Origin of the sequence: Parafannyhessea umbonata (assembly GCF_012844235.1) — a bacterium.
GTDB lineage: Bacteria > Actinomycetota > Coriobacteriia > Coriobacteriales > Atopobiaceae > Parafannyhessea.
Map to the genome: position 1 here is coordinate 52,971 of NZ_JABAGR010000002.1, position 21,810 is coordinate 74,780.

The window sequence follows — 21,810 nt, forward strand, 5'->3', positions numbered from 1 at the left end:
TTTTTCCTACGCGTGTAGAATTGCGTTCGCGGGCGACAACCTACCATTCGCGGATGGCGATACGGACATGTGTTCGCATACCGGGCGTTGGGGTATAGCTGAAACCATCCGCAACAGAGCGTGATGACAAAATCTCAACGTCCGAGGAGGAAACATGGCGAACAGGTTCGTTCTCAATGGCATCTCTTATCACGGTTCAGGGGCCATCAAGGAGATTCCGGGCGAGCTCAAGCGTCGCGGCTACGACCACGTCTTCGTGAGCTCTGATCCTGACCTCGTGAAGTTTGGCGTGACGTCCAAGGTGACGGACTTGCTGGACGAGGCGGGCATCAAGTGGGACCTCTACGACGAGGTGAAGCCCAATCCCACGATCAAGAACGTTCAGGATGGCGTCGAGGCGTTCAAGAAGAGCGGCGCGAGCGCGATCGTGACCATTGGTGGCGGCTCCGCGATGGACACGGCGAAGGCCATCGGCATCATCGCCAACAATCCCGAGTTTGCGGACGTCAAGAGCCTCGAGGGCGTTGCCGACACGAAGAAGCACGCCGTCTTCACCATTGCGGTCCCGACGACGGCCGGCACGGCCGCCGAGGTCACCATCAACTACGTGATCACCGACCCGGAGAAGGAGCGCAAGTTTGTCTGCGTAGACACCAACGACATCCCCGACGTGGCGGTTGTCGACCCCGACATGATGGCATCCATGCCGGTTGGGCTTACCGCATCCACGGGCATGGATGCGCTCACGCACGCCATCGAGGGCTACACCACGAAGGGCGCGTGGGAGATGTCCGACATGTTCCACTACAAGGCCATCGAGATCATCAGCCACAACCTGCGCGACGCCGTCCAGGAGGCCAAGGACAAGAAGCCTGGCCACGGTCGCGAGCAGATGGCGCTTGGCCAGTACATCGCGGGCATGGGCTTCTCGAACGTCGGCCTGGGCATCGACCACTCCATGGCGCACACGCTGTCTGCGCACTATGACACGCCGCACGGCGTCGCCTGCGCCATGCTGCTGCCCATCTCGATGGAGTTCAACAAGCCGGTCGCCGCGCACAAGCAGGCTGGCGTCGCACGCGCCATGGGCGTGTACGAGGAGGGCATGACGGACGAGCAGGCTGCGGATGCCGCAATCGCCGCCGTTCGCAAGCTGGGCGAGGATGTCGGCATTCCCAAGACGTGCAAGGGCCTCGTCGAAGAGGATCTCGACCAGCTGGCGGCAGACGCTCTTGCCGATGCCTGCTACCCCGGCAATCCGCGTGAGGCGACCCCCGAACAGGTGAAGGACATGTTCCGCCAGATCATGGCGTAGACTGTCGAGAAGAGGACTTTACGGGGCGGTGCCCATGCGGGCGCCGCCCCGATGCTCCTCTCGAGGAGCGACGCGGCTTTTCTCGATCGACCCGACGGCAGGACGATGCAACGCGTGGGAGGTGACCGTGGCCGATAATCTGATTGACTACGCAAGGTGGCGCGGCGACCTTGACTTTGCCGAGCGACCCTTCAACGACGTGGACGCCCTGGTGCTAGCGACGTTGAGCTACATCGACCTCGTCGGCATCGTCCCGAACGAGGCGGCTGGCGGGACGGTCGGGGTAGGCGCTGCCCTGGGCGAGCTCCTGGAGCGCTCAGGGGGCGACGTCACGCCGTACGTGCGGTCACTTGCAACGATCGATGCGGGATACCTCAAGGCGGTTGCGGAAAGTCGTCGCTTCGGGCGTCTGAGAATCGGACGGTACGTGGACGTGATGGACCACGATCGAGCCGTCCAGTTTGCCGCGGTCGAGGTACTGTTGCCGCCTGGGTCCGTGATGGGTTGCGAGGGAGGCGTTCGCTACGTGTCGTTTCGCGGCACGGACCTAACGCTTGCCGGCTGGCGAGAGGACTTCATGCTGAGCTTCGAGGTGACCGGTGCCCAGAGGCTTGCGGCGAACTACCTGAGCAGGGCCTTGGAGGCCTCTGCGACAGCGGGGGAGCCGCTTATGGCGGGCGGGCACTCCAAGGGCGGAAACCTGGTCTCGTATGCGGTCGCGGCTATGCCGAAGACGCTTGCGGACCACCTGCTTCGGTGCTACAGCTTCGATGGGCCCGGGCTTGATGGGCGCGTTGTCGAGCGCGACGCGCGCGATGCCATCGGCGACAGGTTCGTGCGCTACCAGCCCGCGTATAGCGTCATAGGGCAATTGTTCGACCGGGCAGACGAGCCAAGGACGTATGTCGCAAGTACGGGCTCGGGCATGCTCCAACACGATCCGCTCACGTGGAGGGTTCTTCCCTCTGGATTTGTGCTTACCGGCGGGCTCGACCCAGACGCCGCTGCGTTCGATGCCGCCCTCGACGAGTGGATGGGGCCCGTGGACATGGGCGAGCGCGAGCGATTCACGAACGAGTTCTTCGACATCCTGTCCGCCGGTGGCCCGGAGCTTACCGACGTGACGTCTCGCGAGGGGCTGCCGAAGGTGATGACCGCGGCAAACGGCGCAAGCGACCAGACGAAGCGCCTGGTATGGAAGCTCGTGGAGTGCGTGGTGGCAAAGCAGGCGGAAAGAACGTCAGACGTCGTCCGCAGGGCGTACGAGGGGGTCGTCCAGAGCGCGCGCAATGCGGCGAGCGGCCTTGCGGTGTCGCTTCCGCGCCGCCAGTCGCATGCTGAATAAACGTTGCCGTAACACACGGCATGCTTTATTGCGATAAAGTATTCTCCACGCAACGACTGTCGCGAGGAGCGCACATGACAGAGGAACAGACGCAGAGGCTGCGCGAGGAGGAGGACAGGCTGTTCGCAGCGTTCGGGTCGCTACGCGATGCGAACGAGGCGCGTGCCTTCCTGTTGGACGTGTGCAGTCCGAAGGAGATCGAGGACCTGGCCCAGAGGCTTCAGGTGGCCACGCTGCTCTCGGACGGCTGCTCTTACGTGGACGTGTCACGCAAGACCGGCGCGTCCTCAACGACCGTGAGTCGCGTCTCGAAATGCCTCAACGGCGAGGTGGGCGGCTATCGTACCGTGTTGTCGCACCTGGAGGGCGGCGTCTAGGAACATGTGCCGCGCCTGCGTGTCAGGCAGGTGTCGTACTTGTAGAGTTTTTACCGAACTTGTCATCGTTCGTTCAGAATTACATACGATTTCGTGGCTCGTACCTGCGCATGTGCCTACATCCAGCGTTGCCACGTTCATCAAACGCAGCTCAATCGCAGCGGCCCCGTGACGCGAGCGCACGGGAGCCTCATCGCAAGGTCCGCGACGGCCGCGCGTCGCCGCATGACACATGCCGCGAAGCGCGGTGAGAGGAGTCCGCACATGCCCAACAACATGATCGACATCGTTCACTTGAACAAGTACTTCGGCGACCTGCACGTACTCAAGGACGTGAGCCTCTCCGTGCGCGAGGGCGAGAAGGTCGTGCTCATCGGGCCGTCCGGCTCCGGCAAGTCCACGCTCATCCGATCGATCAACTGGCTCGAGGAGCCCTCGAGCGGCGAGGTGCGCATCAACGGCGAGCTCATGACCAAGAAGAACCACCTCGAGATCACGCGCAAGTACACGTCCATGGTGTTCCAGCAGTTCAACCTCTATCCCAACATGACGGTCATGGGCAACCTGACGCTGGCCCCCATAAAGCTGCAGAAGAAGACCCGCGAGGAGGCCGAGGCGGAGGCCATGCGCAGCCTGAAGAGGGTTGGCCTCGCGCACAAGGCTGACGAGTACCCGCAAAACCTCTCGGGCGGCCAGCAGCAGCGCGTCGCCATCGCGCGTGCGCTCTGCACCAAGCAGCCCATCATGCTGCTGGACGAGCCCACCTCCGCCCTCGACCCAGAGATGGTGAACGAGGTCCTGAACGTAATGGTCGAGCTCGCGCAGGAGAACATCACCATGATCTGCGTCACGCACGAGATGGGCTTTGCGCGCCAGGTGGCCGACCGCATCGTCTTCATGGAGGACGGCCAGATCCTGGAGGAGGGCACGCCCGAGCACTTCTTCACGCACCCCGACAACCCGCGCTGCCAGGCCTTCCTGGACAAGATTCTCTAGGAGGCACAATGAGAAGAACGTACGATTCCTGGCAGTCGGCCCGTCCCCAGCTGACACGTCGGGGCTTCGTCTCGCTTGCCGGCGCCGCAATGATCGGCGTTGCCGGGGCGTCCGTCGTGGGGCTTGCCGGCTGCTCGTCTTCAGACGCGCCCTCTGCCGCGAGCGTCGACGCGATCCGTAGCAGAGGGCACCTCAACTGCGGCGTCAAGACCGACGTCATAGGCTACGGCTACCAGGACACGGCCACCGGCAAGTTCCAGGGCATGGAGATCGACATCTGCTACGCCATCGCGGCGAAGGTGTTCGGCGTGTCGACGTCCGAGGCACGGCGCCGCGGCCTTGCCAGCTTCACGGGCGTCACGGCGAAGACCCGCGGCCCCCTCGTGGACTCCGGCCAGGTGGACCTCGTGTGCGCCACGTACACGATCACGCCAGAGCGCAAGAAGTCCTGGAACTTCTCGCCTGCGTACTACACGGATTCCATCGGCATGCTCGTGCTGAGGAGCTCCGGCATCAAGTCCGTGGCCGATCTCGACGGGCGCATCGTCGGCGTGGGCGAGGGCGCGGACACGATGAACCAGATCCAGCAGATGCTCAAGGACCAGGGGCATGGCGACTTCAGCGTGAGCTATCCGCAGTACCTGGACTATCCCACGCTCGCGGCGGCGCTCGCATCCGGCAACATCGACGTGTTCGCCATCGACCGCTCCATCATCCGCACGTACATGAACGACTCGAACGAGCTGCTCGAGCCGAGCCTGATCTTTGGCAAGCAGGAGTACGGCGTGTGCACCACCAAGTCCGCAACCGAGCTCACGAGTCTCGTCAGCGGCGTCGTGAAGGACCTGAAGGGGTCCGGTGCGATCGACCGGTGGGCCAAGAAGTACCGGCTCTTGTAGGGAGGTCACATGGAACTCTTCAATCCCGAGCGCTGGGCCGCCACGCTCGCAAACACGGACCTGCTGTGGCAGGGCTTCCTCTTCACCATAGAGGTCTCGCTCGCGGGGCTTCTGGTCTCGCTTCTCGTCGGCACGCTGCTGGGCGTCTTCTCTACGACGCAGTCACGGGTGCTTCGCGGCATCTCCCGCGTCTACGTGGAGTTCTTCCAGAACACGCCCATCGTCGTGCAGGTGTTCTTCGTCTATACCGCCGGTCCCATGCTTCTCCAGGCGATCACTGGCGCGGAGCACGTCGTGCGCATCGCGCCGTTCGTGCTCGTCGTCATCTGCGTCGGCCTCTACCACGGCGCTTACGTCGCGGAGGTCATCCGCACCGGCATCGAGGCCATCCCGCGCGGGCAGATGGAGGGCGCGCAGTCGCAGGGATTCACGCGCGTGCAGGCCTATCGATACGTCATCCTGCCGCAGACGTTCAGGATCATCCTTCCGCCCCTTGCCAACCAGGCGCTCAACCTGGTGAAGAACACGTCCGTCCTCGCGCTCATCGCGGGCGGCGACCTCATGTACCAGGCGGACATCCTCGTGGCCGACAGCGGCTACCTGCAGGGCTACATCGTGTGCTGCGCCATGTACTTCCTCATCTGCTTCCCCATAGCCATGCTCGTCACCTGGCTCGAGAAGCGTTCCCGCGCGCCGCGCAAGGCTCGCCGCACCGCAACCGCGGGCGCAACGGAAGCGGAGGTGTAGCGCATGGGAGTCTTTACCGCCAGCAACGTGGCCTTCATGCTGCAGGGCCTGCTGAACACCATCGTCATCTCCGCCGCGTCCATCGTGCTGTCCATCGCGTTCGGCACGCTGCTCGCCCTGACGAAGTCGTACTGCCGCGGTCGCTGGTCGTGGCTCAGGTGGCTCGTGACCGCCTACATCGAGCTCTTCCGCTGCACGCCCAACCTGCTGTGGATCCTCATCTTCCGCTTCACGGTGCAGGGCGACAACATCCTCGTGTCCATCCTCACGTTCACGGTCTTCACCTCCGCCGTCATGGCCGAGATAGTCCGCGGTGGCCTGAACGCGCTGCCCAAGGGCCAGTTCGAGGCGGCGCAGTCCCAGGGCTTCGGGTTCGTGGACACCATGCGCCTCGTCGTGCTTCCCCAGGCGTTCAAGATGATCGTCCCCGCGCTGTTCAGCCAGTGCACGACGGTCATCAAGGACACGTCCTACCTCCGCGGCATCGACGTCCACGAGTTCATGCGCAACTCCGCCGTAGTCATGGGGCAGGCGTCCACGCTTCCGCAGATCCTCCTGCTGTACGGGTTCGTCCTTCTCACGTACTTCGTCCTCAACTTCGCGATATCGCTCGCGGTTCGCGCCTACCAGCGCAGGAGCGCCGCGGCATAGCGTCCGGGCGCCGGCGGGCGAGAAGGACCGCCCCCCGCGCCCAGCATAGAAATCCAAACGAAAGGCCACTCATGAGCGCAAGCGACCTCAGACACAGCACAAGCGTCAACGGGTCCGCGGACCCGGACAGCCAGGAACCCATCGTCATCTCGATAGCGCGCGACTACGGGGCCGAGGGCCACGAGGTGGGCAAGCTGCTCAGCGTGATGCTGGGCATACCCCTCTACGACAACGAGCTCCTCGTGCGCTCGGCGCTGCGCATGGGGCTCGACGTCGACCAGCTGGCGGCGGTGGACGAGCGTCCGCAGCGCGGCCCCCTGGCGTTTCTGCCGGACAGCATGGACCAGCGCTCGGACGCGGACCGCGCGTTCCAGGCGATCCGTCAGGTGATCCTGGACCTGGGGAGCACGCAACCGTGCATCATCGAGGGACGCCTGTCCGACTACATCCTGCGACGCAACCCCAACCTCATTTCCGTGCTGGTCACGGCGCCGCTGGACGTGCGCGTAGAGATCGTGCGCGCGAAGCGTGGCATGACCACGCACGACGCGAGCGCGTTCGTTCGCAAGCGCCAGCACGAGCGCGAGCGGTTCTACACGCGCTACAGCGGCGGAAGGTGGGACATGTACACCGACAAGGACCTGGTGGTGGACCGTTCCGTCTTCGGGCGAGAAGGAGCGGCGCAGATCATCGCGGCGGCGTACCGCCTGAAGGAGCACCAGCTGGGGAGGGACTAGCCCCAGGGCCCCATGCCGGCGCTTGCGCAGGCGCGTTGTCGAACCGGGTGCGTCGTTACGGCGGCGCACCCGGTTTGTGCCCCACGCGCGTTCGCGTCGCGCGTGGGGCAATAAATGTCCACTCGTCGCGTTACCATAGCTCTCAGCCAAAACCGACGGAAGGTCGACCATGTCCCTAACCATTGCCCAGACGCACGACGCACGGCTCGTAGGCGAGGCCGCGGAGGCCGCCCTCAGGGGGGCGCTTGCCGCGCGAGGCCGCGCGACGCTCCTCGTGCCCAGCTTTGCCGTGCAGCTCGATGTCAGCCGCGACCTCGCCCGTCGCGGGCTTGGCCTGGGCGTCACGGTGACGACGCCGCTCGCGTTCACGCGCGAGCGCTGGGAGGTCTGGGGCGACGGAACGCAGGTGGTCGACCCGCTCACGCGCACCGTCGCCCTGCAGCACGCGCTTTTTGCGGCATCCGCCGCGGGGGAGGACGTCGCGTACAACGCCGGCACCGTGGACGTGCTCGGGCGCCTCGCGAAGGACGCCCTGCCGTGGATTCCCGCGAGCAATGGCCGCGTGGACGCGGAAGCCCTTCTCGACCTTGGGCTTACGCGCCGCGAGGCAGACGTGGTGCGCGTGCTCGACCGCTATCGCGCGCTGCTTGCGAGGTCGTCGTTCACGGAGGAGTCCGTCGCCATGGCCCGCGTCGCGGAGCGCGTGACCGCCTCGGGCGCCGCGTGCTCGCTCTGGCCCACGGTCGCGGTCGGCCTGGGGTCGCTCGCCCGCCCCGCCCGCGAGCTGCTGCGCGCCCTCGCGGGCGCGACGGACGTGACGCTCTGCGTCCGCGCGCGGAACGCGGAGGCAACCGCTGGGGAGCGCCGCTCCGCAGAGCTTGTGGCAACGGCGTGCGCGCGGGACGGCATTGGCGTCGCACGTGTGCAAGAGCCTTGCGTTTCCGCTGGTACGGGCTTCGATAACGTGAGTGTCCCCACGGGCGAGAAGCGCCGCGACCCAGAGCTCTCGGCACTTCTCGCAAGCGTGTTTGCCGGCGACGGAAAGGCCGTCGCGCCCACGGGCGCCGTGTCGCTCTTGCTTCCCGCGGGCCCGCTCGCGGAGGCCGAGGCCGTCGCGCGCGAGGTGTGCGCCCTTTCGGGCGAGGGCGCCACGGACGTCGTCGTGAGCGTCCCGGACGCAAGCCGCGCGTGGCGCGAGCTCGCCCCCAAGCTCGTCGCGCGCGGGCTGGGCGTGAGCGCCCAGCTGTCCGTGCGCGTTGGCGACATCCCCGCCGGCCGCGCGTTTCTTGAGTATGCGGAGAGCGTGGCGCAGCTGGCGGAGCTTGACGCGACGTGGCCGGGGCCCGTGCGTGCGGAGGAAGGCACGTACGTGCGCCTGGGGGACATGTCCTGGTGGCCGCCGCGGGCGCTATCTGACTTCCTCCTTTCGGACGTCGCGCACGTCCCGACGGCCCGGGCGTACGCGCTCGACGCGGACTGGCGCGGCGACCGCCTGCTCACGCCGGCGGACGTGCTCTTGCAGCTCCAGAATCCCAAGAAGACGTCCGGCGAGGTGGCGGCGGCGACGCGCGAGCTCCTGAAGGGGAGGCTGGGGTCTGCGGCCTCGAAGCTCCTCGCCCCGTACGTGTCGTCGCAGATTGGCTCGCCGGACGCGCGGGGTGGCGCGGGCGCCAGGCTGGACGACTACGTTCTTGGCGAGGGCGGCGAGGTTGTCGCGCGCTTCCCGCACGAGGCGGACCGGCTTTCCGACGCGCTGGCCGCCGGTGCCCTGATGGCCGTTCTCAACGTGGCGGCGACGCTCAAAGAGCTGGGCTTCTCGGCGGACCAGAAGGCGGCGGGCCACGTGTCGCTCTCCGAGCTCGTGGCCCACGCGGCCTCGGCGCTCGAGCACCAGGCGGTCGTCGTGCGACCGTGCGTTCGCAAGGAGGGCGCCGCGCGCGTGCGCATACTGGACGCCGCCGGGTCGGCGTCGCTTGCACAGTGCTCCGCGGACGCGATCATCGTGTGCGGGCAGACGTCCGTGGAGGCGCCCGTGAGGGCGGAGGACGACGTCGCATCCGCCCTGCTGGAGGCCTTGGGGGTCGAGCCACGGGAAGACCCCATGGCGCGGCCGCGCGCGGAGTTCTGGTCGCGGCTTGCCGTGGCGCGGCACCACGTGACGCTGGAGCGTACGCTCTACGACGCCACGTCGAAGGAGTGCTACCCCTCCGTCATGATGACGGAGCTGCTGGCCTGCTACGGCGGAGGGGACGGCGACCCCGCCGAGAAGGGCCTTGCCATCCGCTCGCTGGCCGAGACCCAGGTTGCGGCGAACCTCAGCGCAACGGGAACCGCGCCCGAGCTCGTGGCGAGCGAGGAGCCGGAGGCGGCGGGCCGCGTGGCCGACGCCTCCGCGCGCGCCCTCGTGAACGTGCCGCCGGAGGGCAAGCCAGACCTGCTGGACGGAAGGCCAGTCCTCTCCGCGTCGCAGATAGAGTCGTACCTGGAGTGCCCGTACAAGTGGTTCAGCCTGCGCCGCCTGCGGCTGCGCGACTCGGACGCGGGCTTCGGCCCCATGGAGATGGGCACGTTCGCGCACCACGTGCTCGAGGTGACGCACCGGACGCTTCTTGAGGAAGCGCTCGCCTCCCTCGAGGGGACGGGGGACGCGGAGCCGGATGTTGCGAGGGACCTCTCCGCCCGCATCCCCGGCTCGGGCGTGAGCGAGGAGGACCCGGAGCTTGTGACCCATGCGAAGCGGGTGCTCTCGCGCGCGCTGGAGGAGGACCGTCGCGCGCAGTTCCTCGTCACGCGGCGGCGCGAGCGCCCGCAGGCGTTCGTGCCACACTCCGCCCAGGACGAGGGACAGCTCGAGACGCTCGAGAGGGACCTGCTCTCCGCCATCGACTACGAGTCCGGCCTGCTGGTCGGCTTCGAGCCGAGGCTGTTCGAGTGGGACTTCGGCCATGGGCGGGACCTGGTGGAGTACGCGGGCGCATGGCTGAACGGAACCGTGGACCGCATCGACGTCGACGCCCACGGCAACGCCGTCGTGATCGACTACAAGCACAAGGGCGTCGCGGGCTTCGCCCGGGAGTACGCCGCACTTCCCGACGGGCCCGAGGGCGGGGAGGCCACGTCCTTCTCGCTCCCCAGGCGCGTGCAATCGCTCATCTACGGGCAGGTCGTTCGGCGGCGCTTCCCGAACCTCGACGTGAGGGGTGCCGTGTACCTCTCGACGCGTGGGCGGGAGCACGCTCTTTCCGGCGCCGTGGACGCGAACCTGATGGACCGCGTGTACGGCAGCCGCACGCCTTCGAAGGCGACGGCGGAGGCCGTGGCCGTTGACCCGGGCGGAGGCTTCGGGACGGACGGGGCGCACGGCATGGACGCGCTGCTTGACGCGACGGAGGAGGCCATCCGGGCGGCGGTCGCCCGCATGCTTGACGGCGACATCGAGGCGGCGCCCGTCGACGCGTCCGCGTGCGCGTACTGTCCGGTCATGAACTGCGTAAGGAGGATCGCGAAGTGAGCGGCATCGACCTTTCCACACTGAATGACGAGCAGAGGAAGATCGTCACGACCCTGGACGAGCCACTGTTCGTGGAGGCCGGCGCCGGCTCCGGCAAGACGTTCACGCTCACCCGGAGGGTGGCGTGGGCGCTCACGCCCGGCTCGGGCACGGACGGTGCGCCGTTTCTGGACGACCTGTCGCAGGTGCTCGTGATCACGTTCACGAACGCCGCCGCGCAGGAGATCAGGGAGCGCGTGCGCTCCACGCTGCGCGAGGCGGGCATGCGCGAGCAGGCGCTGCAGGTCGACTCCGCGTGGATCAGCACCATCCATGGCATGTGCGCTAGGATCCTGAGACGCCACGCCTTCGAGCTCGGCCTTGACCCGAAGTTCAAGATCGCCGAGGGAAACGATGCGGAGGCCATGCAGGACCGTGCCCTGGAGGAGGTCGTGGGCTCCGCCTACAGGGACCGCGACGCCAGCCCCGCGCTTCGCGAGGCGTTCGGGGAGTACCAGCTCGGCCGAAGGTCCCAAGGCGGCTACTCCGGCCTCATGGGCGTGGTGCAGGACGTGCGCGCCGCGGCGCGTGCGGTGCCCGACGGGTACGAGGGCCTGACGTTTCCGCAGGCAGACAGCGCGTCAGAGGTCATGGCGCGCCTGACGGAGGAGATGGAGTCCCTCGCCGCGCAGAAGCTCACGGCAAAGGCGGCCGAGAAGGTCGCCCCCTCCCTGGAGGTGCTGAGGTCGTTCATGGGGCTCGCGCCGGGCCGTCGCACGGCGTCCGCGGCCGCCGCCGCGCTCGACTCCGTGACGCTTCCCCGCAGGGTCAACAAGGAGGCGAAGGAGCAGGCGGATCTTGCGAAGGCGGCCCTCGCGGAGGCAAGGGCCTGCGTCCTTCTCGCCCGTCCCCGGGCGTGGGTCGAGGACATCGTGGGGCTCGCGCGCAGGGTGGACGAACGCGTGGCGGAGTTGGAGCGCGCGGCGGGCGTGCTCTCGAACGACGAGCTCGTGAGCCTTGCGCTGCGGGCCGTTCGCGACAACGAGGCCATCGCCCGCGACTACGCGGGGCGCTTCAGGCTCGTGATGGTGGACGAGTTCCAGGACACGGACGCGACGCAGCTGGAGCTCATCGGCCTTTTGGCGGGGCGCGGCGCCCGCCACCTGGCCACGGTGGGCGACGCGCAGCAGTCCATCTATCGCTTCCGCGGCGCCGACGTGGGGGTGTTTCGCGGCAGGGGGGAGGAGCTTCCCCCGGAGTGGCACGTGAGGCTTGCCGTGAACTACCGCAGCCACGCGGACGTGCTGTCCCTGGTGGACCGCGTGTGCGGCGGCGACGCCGGTGTGCTTGCGGACTTCATGCACCTGGACCCCAACCCGGGACGCGACGACAGGTATCGCGCGCGGGACCTTCCGCGCATCGACGTGGAGGTCACGCGCGGCGTGGGCACGAGGGGGCAGGTGGGCGCCCAGCAGGCGCAGGTCGCCGCCGCGGCGATGGCGGACAGGCTCGCGGAGTACGCGGCGCACGGCGAGCGCCCGGGCGACGTGGCGCTCCTCTTGGGCACCACCACGAAGGCGGCCCTCTACATCGACGCGATCCGCGAGCGCGGGCTCGAGTGCGTGGTGACGGGAGGCTCGACGTTCACGAGCGCGCCGGAGGTGGTCACCATGGCGAAGCTCCTGCACGTGCTCGCGAACCCCAAGGACACGCAGTCCGGACTCTTCCCGCTGCTCACGAGCGAGATGTTCATGCTCGACGCCAGCGACCTGCTGCAGCTGGGCACCCGCGCCCAGCGCGAGCTCGACGCCCCGACGATGCGCAAGATCGACCGCGGCATCGAGACCATGGAGTTCTTCCACGGCGCGGCCCCGTCGCGTCGCCTCGCACATGCGCATGACGTGCTGGCCCGCGCGCGGCTTGCGATGAGGCGCATGCCCGTCGCGGACGTCTGCCTTAAGGTCGTGCGCGAGTCGGGCTGGCTCTCGCGGTTGGAGGCGGAGGGGGCCACCGGGGTGGCACGCGAGGCGAACGTGCTTGCCGCCGTGGGCTACATACGGGACCTGACGGACGGCATGGGGCTCGGTCCCGCCCGCGCCGCCACGGAGTTCGACCTGTGGCTCGAGGTGTCCAAGATCCCGCCGGCGTCGCTTGCGGGCGGCAGGATGGAGTCCGTGCGCGTGATGACGATCCACGCTTCGAAGGGCCTGGAGTTTCCCGTCACGGCCGTGGCGGAGTGCTGGGGGCAGAGGCCGGAGGGAGGCAGGCTCAAGACGCTCGCGAGCGGTCGGGGGAGCGTCTGCGTGCTCGCGCCGCAGGACGCGATAGGGGACCTCGATCGCATCGCGGAGACGGACCGGCCGTCGAACCTTGCGGAATGGCTGCGCCACGCGACGTTCGCGAACGACGAGGCTGCCGCCGCCGAGAAGACCAGGCTCCTCTACGTCGCGCTCACCCGCGCCCGCGAGGCCCTCATCGTGGGGTGCAACGTCGCCGCGAAGAAGGACGGCATGAACCCTGCGCTCGCCTGCGGCTTCTTGGATGCGCTCCTGCCCGGGGGCGTGCCCGCGGCGGGGGAGCATCGTTTCGGGTACGGCGGCACGCAGCCCGGGCGCCTGCGCGTGATAGACGTGACGAAGGCGGACGGCGAGTTTGCGGTGGACTCCGCGGGATCGCTCGCCGGCGCCGACGGGGCGCTCGCGGCGGAGCCGGAAGCCGTCGAAGGCGCGGCGGACGGGGCGGCCGCGAGCTTCGACATCTATGCGGTCGAGGACGAGCCGACAGCCGGACGCGTCGACGTCTGGAGGCCGCGCGAGGGCGTGTTCAGCTTCAGCAGCGCGCACGAGCAGATGGCCGAGCGCTTTGCGGAGGGCGAGCCCGGAGGCGGGCGCGATGCCGCGGGGGACGCCTCCCGTCCCCTTCCCGTCCGCGTCCCCACACGCGCGGAGCGTGCGGCGGAGCAGGAGGGCGCGCCCGTGACGGGCGACGAGGACCGGGCGACGAACTTTGGATCCGCCTTCCACGAGCTTGCGCAGTGCCTGGTGGAGGTGGGCGAGGGGCTTGGGGACCCGTGCGAGGCGAACCTACCCGAGGGAAGGTTCGATGCGACGTGCGACCTCTGGCGTCTCTCCGCGAGAAACAGGGCGCGCCTGCGCACGGCTCTTGACCGCTGGCGCACCTCGCGGCTCCGGCGGGAGGTCCTCTCCCACGGACGGGTGCGGGCGGAGGTGCCGTTCTTCTCGCCCGCGGACTCCGAGTTCGGGGAGTACGTCGAGGGCGCGATCGACCTGCTCGCAACGGACGAGGGCACAGGCGCCGCGCTTTTGGTGGACTACAAGACGGGCGACCGCGGGCTTTCCGCGGAGCAGGTTCGCGCAAGACACGAGATGCAGGCGAACTTCTATGCGTCGGTGCTCATGCGCCACGGGTTCGCTTCCGTCGACTGTCGCTTCGTGTGCGTGGAGCTTGCGGACCCGGACGACCCCGACGAGCCGTACTCCGTGAGCTACCGCTTCGACGCAGACAACCCCCCGCGGATGTAGCGCGCGGAACGCGCCTTTCGCGGCCGCGGCGTCGGACTTGTGTGCGTCGTCTGGAGCGTGGCGGACGCCTGGTTGACCCCCTGAGCTGCGGATGCGCGAGGACCTTGCATGGCACCGCAGCTCAGGGGACGTGTACGGAATAAGAACATGTGTTCTTCTCGCCTGCGCGAGGCGTCGCCGTGGGGTATCATGGACGGGTCAAATCTTGGGCTTGCCTTCGGAGGGTTACATGGCTTTCGTCCACCTGCACAACCACTCGGACTTCTCGATCCTGGACGGCGCGACGCCGATTCCGGACATGGTGAAGCGTGCCGTCGACTTTGGGATGCCTGCCGTTGCCATCACGGACCACGGCTACATGTTCGGCATACCCGAGCTCGACCTGGAGTGCCGCAAGTACAACGACGGCCAGAAGAACATGAAGCAGTGGCGCCACGACGTCGAGTGCTTCAAGAAGGAGTGGACGCTCGAGGAGCCGGCGGCGGACCCCGACGACGCGGACTACTTCGACCGCGTGCACGACCAGTGGGCGTCCGACGTCAGGGTGTGGGAGGAGAGCGGCCACGACGTGAAGGCCGTGGAGGCGAATCGCCCGCGCCTCAAGATCAAGCCCATCTTCGGCTGCGAGGCCTACTTCATACCGGGGGACCACGTCGAGCGCGGCCACAGGGAGAAGCGCTACCACCTGATCCTGCTGGCGAAGAACTCGACCGGCTACCATAACCTGCTGAAGTGCATGTCGGAGGCCGCCGGCCACGAGATGATGTACTACGGCAAGCCGCACACCGTCTTCAACATGCTGGAGAGGTACCACGAGGGGCTCATCTGCCAGAGCGCGTGCGTGCAGGGCATCATCCAGCAGTGCGTGCTGGACGGGCAGTTCGACGAGGCGCGCGACTGGGCTCGCAAGTTCCATGCGCTGTTTGGCGACGACTTCTACATGGAGATCCAGGATCACGGCCTCACGTTCCGCAACGGCTGGGACGACCGCAAGCTCGACGAGTACCTGGTGAAGCTCGCCCACGAGGAGGGCATCAAGGTCGTCTGCACCAACGACTTCCACTACCTCACGCGCGAGGACGCCTCCACGCAGGACATCCTGAGCTGCATCGGGAAGGCGACCACGCTCGACGACCCCAACCGCATGCGCATGGAGGGCACCGAGTTCTACATGAAGAGCGAGGAGGAGATGCGCGGCCTGTTCTCGTGGTGCCCCGAGGCCGCGGACACCACGCTCGAAATCGCGGACAAGTGCGACTACGAGCTCGACTGGTCGAGCATGTACCTGCCGGAGTACCCTGGGCTTCGTCCTGGCGAGACCGCGGAGGAGCGCTTCCGTGAGGAGTGCGAGAAGGGCCTCGCGCGACGCTACGGCGAGAACTGGCGCGACCTCACCATTGGCGACTGGAACGTGAAGGACCGCTTCGAGCACGAGTACAAGATCATCACCGAGAAGGGCTTCGCGAACTACTTCCTCATCGTCCAGGACTACGTGCAGTGGGCGAAGGACAACGGCATCGGCGTGGGCCCGGGGCGTGGCTCCGCCGCCGGCGCAATCGTCGCGTACGCCATGAACATCACGAACTTCGACCCGCTCGAGAACGGCCTGATGTTCGAGAGGTTCCTCTCGCCGCAGCGTTCGGAGATGCCCGATATCGACATGGACTTCGACGACGAGCACCTCCAGGACGTGCTCCAGCATGTTCGCGACGTCTACGGCGAGGACCACGTATGCAAGGTCATCACGTACTCGACGATCAAGGCGAAGCAGGCCATCAACGACGCGAACCGCGTCCTGGGCTTCCCGGTCTTCATGGGACAGAAGCTCTCGAAGATGCTCTCGAACGACCCGAAGCTGACCCTGCCGAACGCGCTGCACAAGAACGAGAAGAAGCCGGACCAGTACTCGCCGGACTTCGAGGAGGCCTACAACAAGGACCCCGACGCGCACCGCATCATCGACGCGGCCCTCTCGATCGAGGGCTTCATGCGCGGCGAGGGCGTGCATGCCTGTGCGACGCTCATAGCACCGACGCCCGTCACGGACCACGTGCCGACGAAGCTCGACACGAAGGGAAACGTCACCATCACCCAGTACGAGGGCCACTCGGTCGCGGACATGGGCCTGCTCAAGATGGACTTCCTGGGACTCAGGACCCTGACGGTCATCAACAAGGCACTCGCGAACATCAGGCGCAGGTACCCGAAGGCGTCTGACATAGAGCGCGTGCCGGAGGCCGTGAGGAAGTGCCTGAAGGATGGCGCGACCTGCGTCGACATCGACGTGGACAAGATCGACTTCTCGGACCCGAAGATCTACGAGCTCCTCGGTTCGGGCCAGACCGCGGGCGTCTTCCAGGTCGAGTCCGGCGGCATGACCGCGACCATCAAGAACATGCAGCCCAACCAGTACAAGCAGATCGTCGCTCTCATCGCGCTCTACCGTCCCGGCCCCCTGGGCGCCGGCATGGTCGACAGCTACATCAAGCGCATGCACGGAGAGGAGAAGATCTCCTACTACGACGACAGGCTGAAGCCGATCCTGGAAGAGACCTATGGCACCATGGTCTACCAGGAGCAGGTCATGCAGATCTCGATGAAGATGTCCGGCTTCACGCCGGGCGAGTCCGACTCGCGCATGCGCAAGCCCGTGGCCAAGAAGAAGATCAAGATGCTGACCGACCAGGTCTTCCACTGGGAGAAGACCGGAGCGGACGAAACGATCTACGACCACTGGATGAACGGCGCCGAGGCGAACGGCTATAGCCGTGACATCGCGCAGGAGATCTGGGACAACGTCCTCGAGTTCGCGTCGTACGCGTTCAACAAGTCGCACTCCGCCGGATATGCGATCCTCGTCATGCAGACCGCATGGCTGAAGGCGTACTTCCCGAAGGAGTACATGGCCTCGGTCCTCACGTCCTACATGGGCAAGACCGACAAGATCGTCCACTACGTCACGGCGTGCAACCATGACGGCACCAAGGTCCTTCCGCCGGACATCAACAAGTCCGGCAAGGACTTCACGGCCACCGACGAGGGCATCGTCTTCGGCTTCGCCGGCATCAGGGGCGTGGGCGAGGGGCCCGCCGAGGCGATCATGGCCGAGCGCGCCGCGAACGGCCCGTTCAAGAACCTGCATGACTTCTGCGAGCGCGTCGACTCCTCCCAGGCGAACCGTCGCGTGGTCGAGGCCCTCATCAAGGCGGGCGCGTTCGACGAGACGGGCTACCCTCGCAAGCAGCTCATGGAGTTCGTGGACAAGAACAATCCCGCGAACATCATCGACGCGGCGGCGAAGCGCCAGAAGGACAAGGCGAACGGGCAGGTGTCCATGTTCGACATGTTCGCGGACGTCGCCGGCTCCGGCTTCACGGATGACGTGCCAGAGCCGGATCCCGACGACGAGTGGGACCGCCACCTCAAGCTGCAGCAGGAGCACGACGTCCTCGGACTCTACGTTTCGGACCACCCCCTGCGCCCGTTCGAGTACGCGCTGTCGAAGGCCCGTGACTGCACCATATCCGAGGCGATGGCCTCGGAGGACTACGTCGACCCGGTGACGGGCGCGACCTCCCAGCGCTTCAAGGTGGAGGACGGCAAGGTCATCAAGCTTGCCGGCATGGTCCCCGTCGGCGGCGTCGCAAAGAAGGTCACCAAGAAGGGCGACCAGATGGCCATCGTCACGCTCGAGGACATGGAGGGCGAGATCTCGCTCGTCGTCTTCCCGAAGACCTACCAGGAGTGCGCGTCCGCCCTCGAGGGTGAGGTCGACCCAGACACCGGTGAGCGCATCGGCGACGTCTTCATCCAGGCAACCGGCAAGATCGAGCACGGTGACAGGGGAGACCAGCTCATCTGCTCGAGGATCGAGGCGCTCGAGCTGAACGAGAGGACGAACAGGCCGAAGGTGTTCGAGGTCTACATCCCCTCCAGGATGCTCTCGATGGACAGGATGGAGACGCTCCAGTCAATCTTCGACCGCTACAACGGCCTCGACCACATCGAGCTCATGGTCGAGAGCTCGTGCGGCGACATGATGAGGATGGAGCTGCCGACGAAGGTGGACGCGAAGAACATGGTCCTCCTCGCGGAGGTGAAGGACTTCGTCGGCCGCGACGGCCACGTGCAGATTGCCTAGACGCCCGCGATCCCCGTCCGCTCGAGCTCGCGTGCGATGACGGGGCACGCCCGCGAGTACTCGGTCACCAGCGACTCGATGCCGCCCTGCAGGTGCGCGAGGTCGCCGGGCTCGAGGAAGTGGGACATCATGGAGACGAAGGCGGCAAAGTCCGCCTCGTCCTCCAGCCCGAAGCGTCCGTCGTATAGGCGCTCCCCGTGGGCGCAGACGTTGCGGACGTCGACGATGGCCTCGAGGTCGCGGGCGACGCGCCGTGGGGTGAGCGGTCTCTGGGACGGGGCCGCGCGCTTCTCGCCCGCACGCGCCGTGACGGTGTGGCCCGCGGAGCGGCAGGAGCTGAGCTCCGCGAGGTTGTCGCAGACCGCGATCTGCTCCTCGCGGCGCAGGAGCGCGAAGAGGTACTTGAGGTTCCCGAACGTGAGCTCGTCGACGAGGACCCACAGCGGCACGGTGTCGTGCTTGTCCTGGAAGTGGGCCACGCGCACGTCGCGGCGGTCGCCTCGCGGGTCGCGATCTCGCGTGCGGGCGTGGTGGGCGAGCGTGTCGATCATCCAGCGCAGGTCGCCCTCGAAGGCGTCCTCCCCGCGCAGGTAGTCGCGTCGACAGGTGTAGCTGGACTCGTCGAGGTACGCCTCCGGCCTGGGGTGGCGCTCGCAGAACGCGTAGCTTATGAGGGAGCGCAGCGTGGCCTCGACCAGCATGAGGTGGCGGAACGTGAGCGCGCGGAGGCCGCGGTCGAAGCGGAAGAGGGCATACACGTCCGAGAAGGACGTGCCCTTCAGGTAGCGGTCCTCCTTGGCGGCGCGGGTGGCACCTTGGTCTAGGAACGGCCGCTTGTAGCCGTTCACCACCGCGTAGTAGCCCTCGCGCAGGAGGATGCGCGGCGTCTGGGCGTCGCAGCGAAGGCCGCGGGCCGCGAGGAGCTCCACCTGCTCCGCTATGGTGAGGAAGCGCTTCTCCACGTTGGCCTCCGCGTTGGGTTGCGGGCCGCGCGGGGCGGCCACGAGCCGACTGTACCACGACGGCGGTGCATTTGGGACTTTCGTCACGGAGACGGTTATTCTGCCACCGTATGGGGCAGAATAGATGAAAGGCCAGGCGCGGCACGCGGCCGGGCATGGCACACGTAGGGTTGATTCGCAAGGAGGAATGTATGGCAGAGCTCACGTTCTATCGTTGCAACAAGTGCGGTAACCTGGTCATGGTGGTCGACAGGGGCGCCTGCGTGCCCACGTGCTGCGGCGAGCCCATGGAGAAGCTGGTTGCCGGCTCCGTCGACGCGGCGGCCGAGAAGCACGTGCCCTTCATCGAGCGCGACGACAAGCACATGATCGTGAAGGTCGGCGAGGTCGCGCACCCCATGACCGAGGAGCACTACATCGAGTGGATCGCCGTGGCGGCCGAGGGAAAGACCGTCATCAAGTACCTGAAGCCGGGCGAGGAGCCCACGAAGACCTTCTGCAAGAAGTTCGCGGACCACGGCACGGTCTACGCGTACTGCAACCTGCACGGCCTGTGGAAGGCAGAGTTCTAGAACCGTAACGCGACGGATGGTCGCGCACTGCGGCCAAGCGGCACATCCCTCCGTCGGGTAGCGTCCCCTCTGGCGGGCGTGCCCGCGGAGGGATTTTTTACATGAGGATTGGCATCGCACAGATAGACACGCGCGCGGGCGACCTGGAGGCAACGGCCACGCGCATGGTCGCGCTTTCCGGCAGTGCCGCGGAGCAGGGGGCTGACCTTCTCGTCTTCCCCATGGCGGCGCTGACGGGACCCCTGCCCGTGCGCGAGAGCGAGCAGGACGACTTCCTTGTGGACGTGATGGACGCGCTCGTGCGCCTTTCTGAGGAGGTGTCGTGCCCCTGCATCGTACCCGTCGTCGGCGCGCTCGACGGCCAGCCGGCGCCGGAGGCGGTGCTGGTGGGGGACGAGAAGATCCTGCCCCTGAAGATGCAGGCCTATGCGCAGTCCGAGGACGCCGGCCAGGCGGACGACGAGGACGCGCCGGCGCCTGACCTGCCCGAGTTCGAGTTTGGCGGCATGCGCCTGGGCGTCGCCTTCACCTATGAGGACCTGGACGACTACGACAACTTCGACATCGACGTGGACGCCATCATCTACATCGCGGGCTACGGGTATGCCGCGGACGACGTGGACTCCGCGCTCGGCGGCGACCTCGCCGAGAACCGCTACGTCGCGGATGCGCGCACCACGGGCGCCTGGATCGTGGGCGTGGGGTCCGTCGGCGGCTACGGTACGTCCGTGTACTCCGGGTCGAGCTTCGCGCTCTCGCCGGAAGGCGAGCTCGTGGCGTCGCTTCCCGCCTGCGAGGAGGGGCTCGTCGTGGCAGAGGTGGGCGGCTCGCCCGCGGACGGTGACGAAGAGGTCCTGCCCGAGGTCTACAACCGTCCGCTCTACCTGTGGCAGACGCTCGTGCTTGGGCTGAGGGACTACCTCCACAAGCTTGACCAGAGTAGCGCCGTGCTCGCGCTGGACGGCAGCGTGGGCTCCATGGTGGTCGCCGCGCTCGCGACCGACGCGCTCGGACCCACGAATGTGCACGCGATCGTGGACGTGCCGGGCGACGTCAGCCGAGAGGCGTGCTGCCAGCGCCTTGCGCGAAACCTCAGGATCGACGTGCGGGACGTGGGCGACATGCGCGCGGCCGCGTTCGTCGCGAAGCCGGAGGATGCGCTCCTCCGCCGCGGCATCGTGGACGCCTACCTTGCGGCATGGGCGGCGGAGGTCGGCGGCGTGGTCCTTTCCGGCGCGGACAAGACCGCCCTCGCGCTGGGCGAGAAGCGCCTGGCCCTGGGGGCCGACGCGCTGAAGCCCGTCGGGGACGTATACCGCTCGGACGTGCTCGAGCTCATGCGCATGAGGAACACGATCAGCCCGGTGTTTCCGTCGACGAGGCTCGCGGCGGGCGAGGCGCCCGAGGTGGGGCTCGACCATCCGTCGCTTTCGGACGAGGCGTGGTGCGCCGAGGTAGACCAGGTGCTCTCCGACCACATCGAGTACGGCAGGAGCGTGACGGAGGTCGCCGCCGACCTGCGCGACGACAGGCTGGTCGAGGCGGTGCTCGCACGGCTGGACGAGAGCGAGCCGTGGCGCGTGGGACGCGGGCTGTACCTCATGGTGTCCACGGTCACGCTCTTCGACGCGCGGAGGCCGGTGGGGCTTGCGTGGCACAACCGCATCCGCGCGGACCGCGACGCGGCCTCTACGCTCGACCGCGTCACGCGGCGCGTCGGCGCGGGCATCGGCCTCTCTGACCTGAGGGGCGGCCCCGCCTCAAGAAAGGACGCGCACAAGGAGCCCGATGACGGGGACGCCGGTGCGGCGGCGCCGTCGCGCGGTGACGCGAGGCAGGTGAAGGACGCGCTCTCGTTTTTGAGGGACTTCTCGTATGACGGCGGCTTCAGGCCGAAGGGCTTTGGCGACGCGCAGGACGGCGGTCAGGGCGGTCCCGCGAACGGGTTCGAGGACTCTCATGGGCGGACGTGGCCAAACCCATTTTCCGAGAACTAGCCGTGCGATGCCGCCTTGCTGTGCTACCATAGAACGAAC

General features: G+C 67.2%; 14 protein-coding genes. 13 read left to right on the forward strand and 1 reads right to left on the reverse strand.

What is annotated here, in order from left to right; all coding sequences use genetic code 11:
* Positions 1-154: 154 nt before the first annotated feature.
* The 11 genes from fucO (at position 155) to dnaE (ending at position 18,240) form a co-directional block, all read left to right on the forward strand.
* Positions 155-1,315: a lactaldehyde reductase gene (fucO, locus tag HF885_RS02115; protein ID WP_170103330.1), complete on the forward strand. Its 1,161-nt coding sequence runs from the start codon at positions 155-157 to the stop codon at positions 1,313-1,315.
* A 127-nt stretch (positions 1,316-1,442) separates the two neighbouring features.
* Entirely contained in the window at positions 1,443-2,660 is a 1,218-nt protein-coding gene (locus HF885_RS02120; RefSeq protein WP_170103331.1) for an Mbeg1-like protein, read from the forward strand.
* 74 nt (positions 2,661-2,734) lie between these two features.
* Positions 2,735-3,037: a YerC/YecD family TrpR-related protein gene (locus HF885_RS02125; RefSeq protein WP_170103332.1), complete on the forward strand. Its 303-nt coding sequence runs from the start codon at positions 2,735-2,737 to the stop codon at positions 3,035-3,037.
* 276 nt (positions 3,038-3,313) lie between these two features.
* Complete coding sequence (locus HF885_RS02130) at positions 3,314-4,033, forward strand: amino acid ABC transporter ATP-binding protein (protein WP_170103585.1); 720 nt, start codon at positions 3,314-3,316, stop codon at positions 4,031-4,033.
* A gap of 8 nt (positions 4,034-4,041) precedes the next feature.
* Positions 4,042-4,932: a transporter substrate-binding domain-containing protein gene (locus HF885_RS02135; RefSeq protein WP_170103333.1), complete on the forward strand. Its 891-nt coding sequence runs from the start codon at positions 4,042-4,044 to the stop codon at positions 4,930-4,932.
* A 9-nt stretch (positions 4,933-4,941) separates the two neighbouring features.
* Complete coding sequence (locus tag HF885_RS02140) at positions 4,942-5,679, forward strand: amino acid ABC transporter permease (protein ID WP_170103334.1); 738 nt, start codon at positions 4,942-4,944, stop codon at positions 5,677-5,679.
* A 3-nt stretch (positions 5,680-5,682) separates the two neighbouring features.
* The gene (locus HF885_RS02145; protein WP_170103335.1) at positions 5,683-6,330 is read left to right on the forward strand and encodes an amino acid ABC transporter permease; all 648 of its coding nucleotides are present in this window, start codon (positions 5,683-5,685) and stop codon (positions 6,328-6,330) included.
* Positions 6,331-6,401: 71 nt separating this feature from the next.
* Positions 6,402-7,067, forward strand: a complete 666-nt coding sequence (locus tag HF885_RS02150) for an AAA family ATPase (protein WP_170103336.1) — start codon at positions 6,402-6,404, stop codon at positions 7,065-7,067.
* Between the two features lie 169 nt (positions 7,068-7,236).
* Complete coding sequence (locus tag HF885_RS02155; protein WP_170103337.1) at positions 7,237-10,578, forward strand: PD-(D/E)XK nuclease family protein; 3,342 nt, start codon at positions 7,237-7,239, stop codon at positions 10,576-10,578.
* The gene (locus HF885_RS02160) at positions 10,575-14,099 is read left to right on the forward strand and encodes a UvrD-helicase domain-containing protein (RefSeq protein WP_170103338.1); all 3,525 of its coding nucleotides are present in this window, start codon (positions 10,575-10,577) and stop codon (positions 14,097-14,099) included. Before HF885_RS02155 ends, HF885_RS02160 begins: the two co-directional genes overlap by 4 nt.
* Before the next feature lie 229 nt (positions 14,100-14,328).
* The gene (dnaE, locus tag HF885_RS02165; RefSeq protein WP_170103339.1) at positions 14,329-18,240 is read left to right on the forward strand and encodes a DNA polymerase III subunit alpha; all 3,912 of its coding nucleotides are present in this window, start codon (positions 14,329-14,331) and stop codon (positions 18,238-18,240) included.
* On the opposite strand, the gene HF885_RS02170 is transcribed toward dnaE, so the two are convergent.
* Positions 18,237-19,202 (reverse strand): Abi family protein, encoded by a 966-nt coding sequence (locus tag HF885_RS02170; protein WP_170103340.1) that lies wholly within the window; start codon positions 19,200-19,202, stop codon positions 18,237-18,239. The genes dnaE and HF885_RS02170 overlap by 4 nt on opposite strands.
* Before the next feature lie 191 nt (positions 19,203-19,393).
* On the opposite strand from HF885_RS02170, the gene HF885_RS02175 reads away from it, so the two are divergent.
* Both HF885_RS02175 and HF885_RS02180 read left to right on the forward strand, forming a co-directional pair.
* A complete protein-coding gene (locus tag HF885_RS02175; protein WP_170103341.1) occupies positions 19,394-19,774 on the forward strand; it encodes a desulfoferrodoxin family protein in 381 nt (126 codons plus the stop codon).
* Between the two features lie 101 nt (positions 19,775-19,875).
* The gene (locus HF885_RS02180; protein ID WP_170103342.1) at positions 19,876-21,771 is read left to right on the forward strand and encodes a nitrilase-related carbon-nitrogen hydrolase; all 1,896 of its coding nucleotides are present in this window, start codon (positions 19,876-19,878) and stop codon (positions 21,769-21,771) included.
* Positions 21,772-21,810 lie beyond the last annotated feature (39 nt).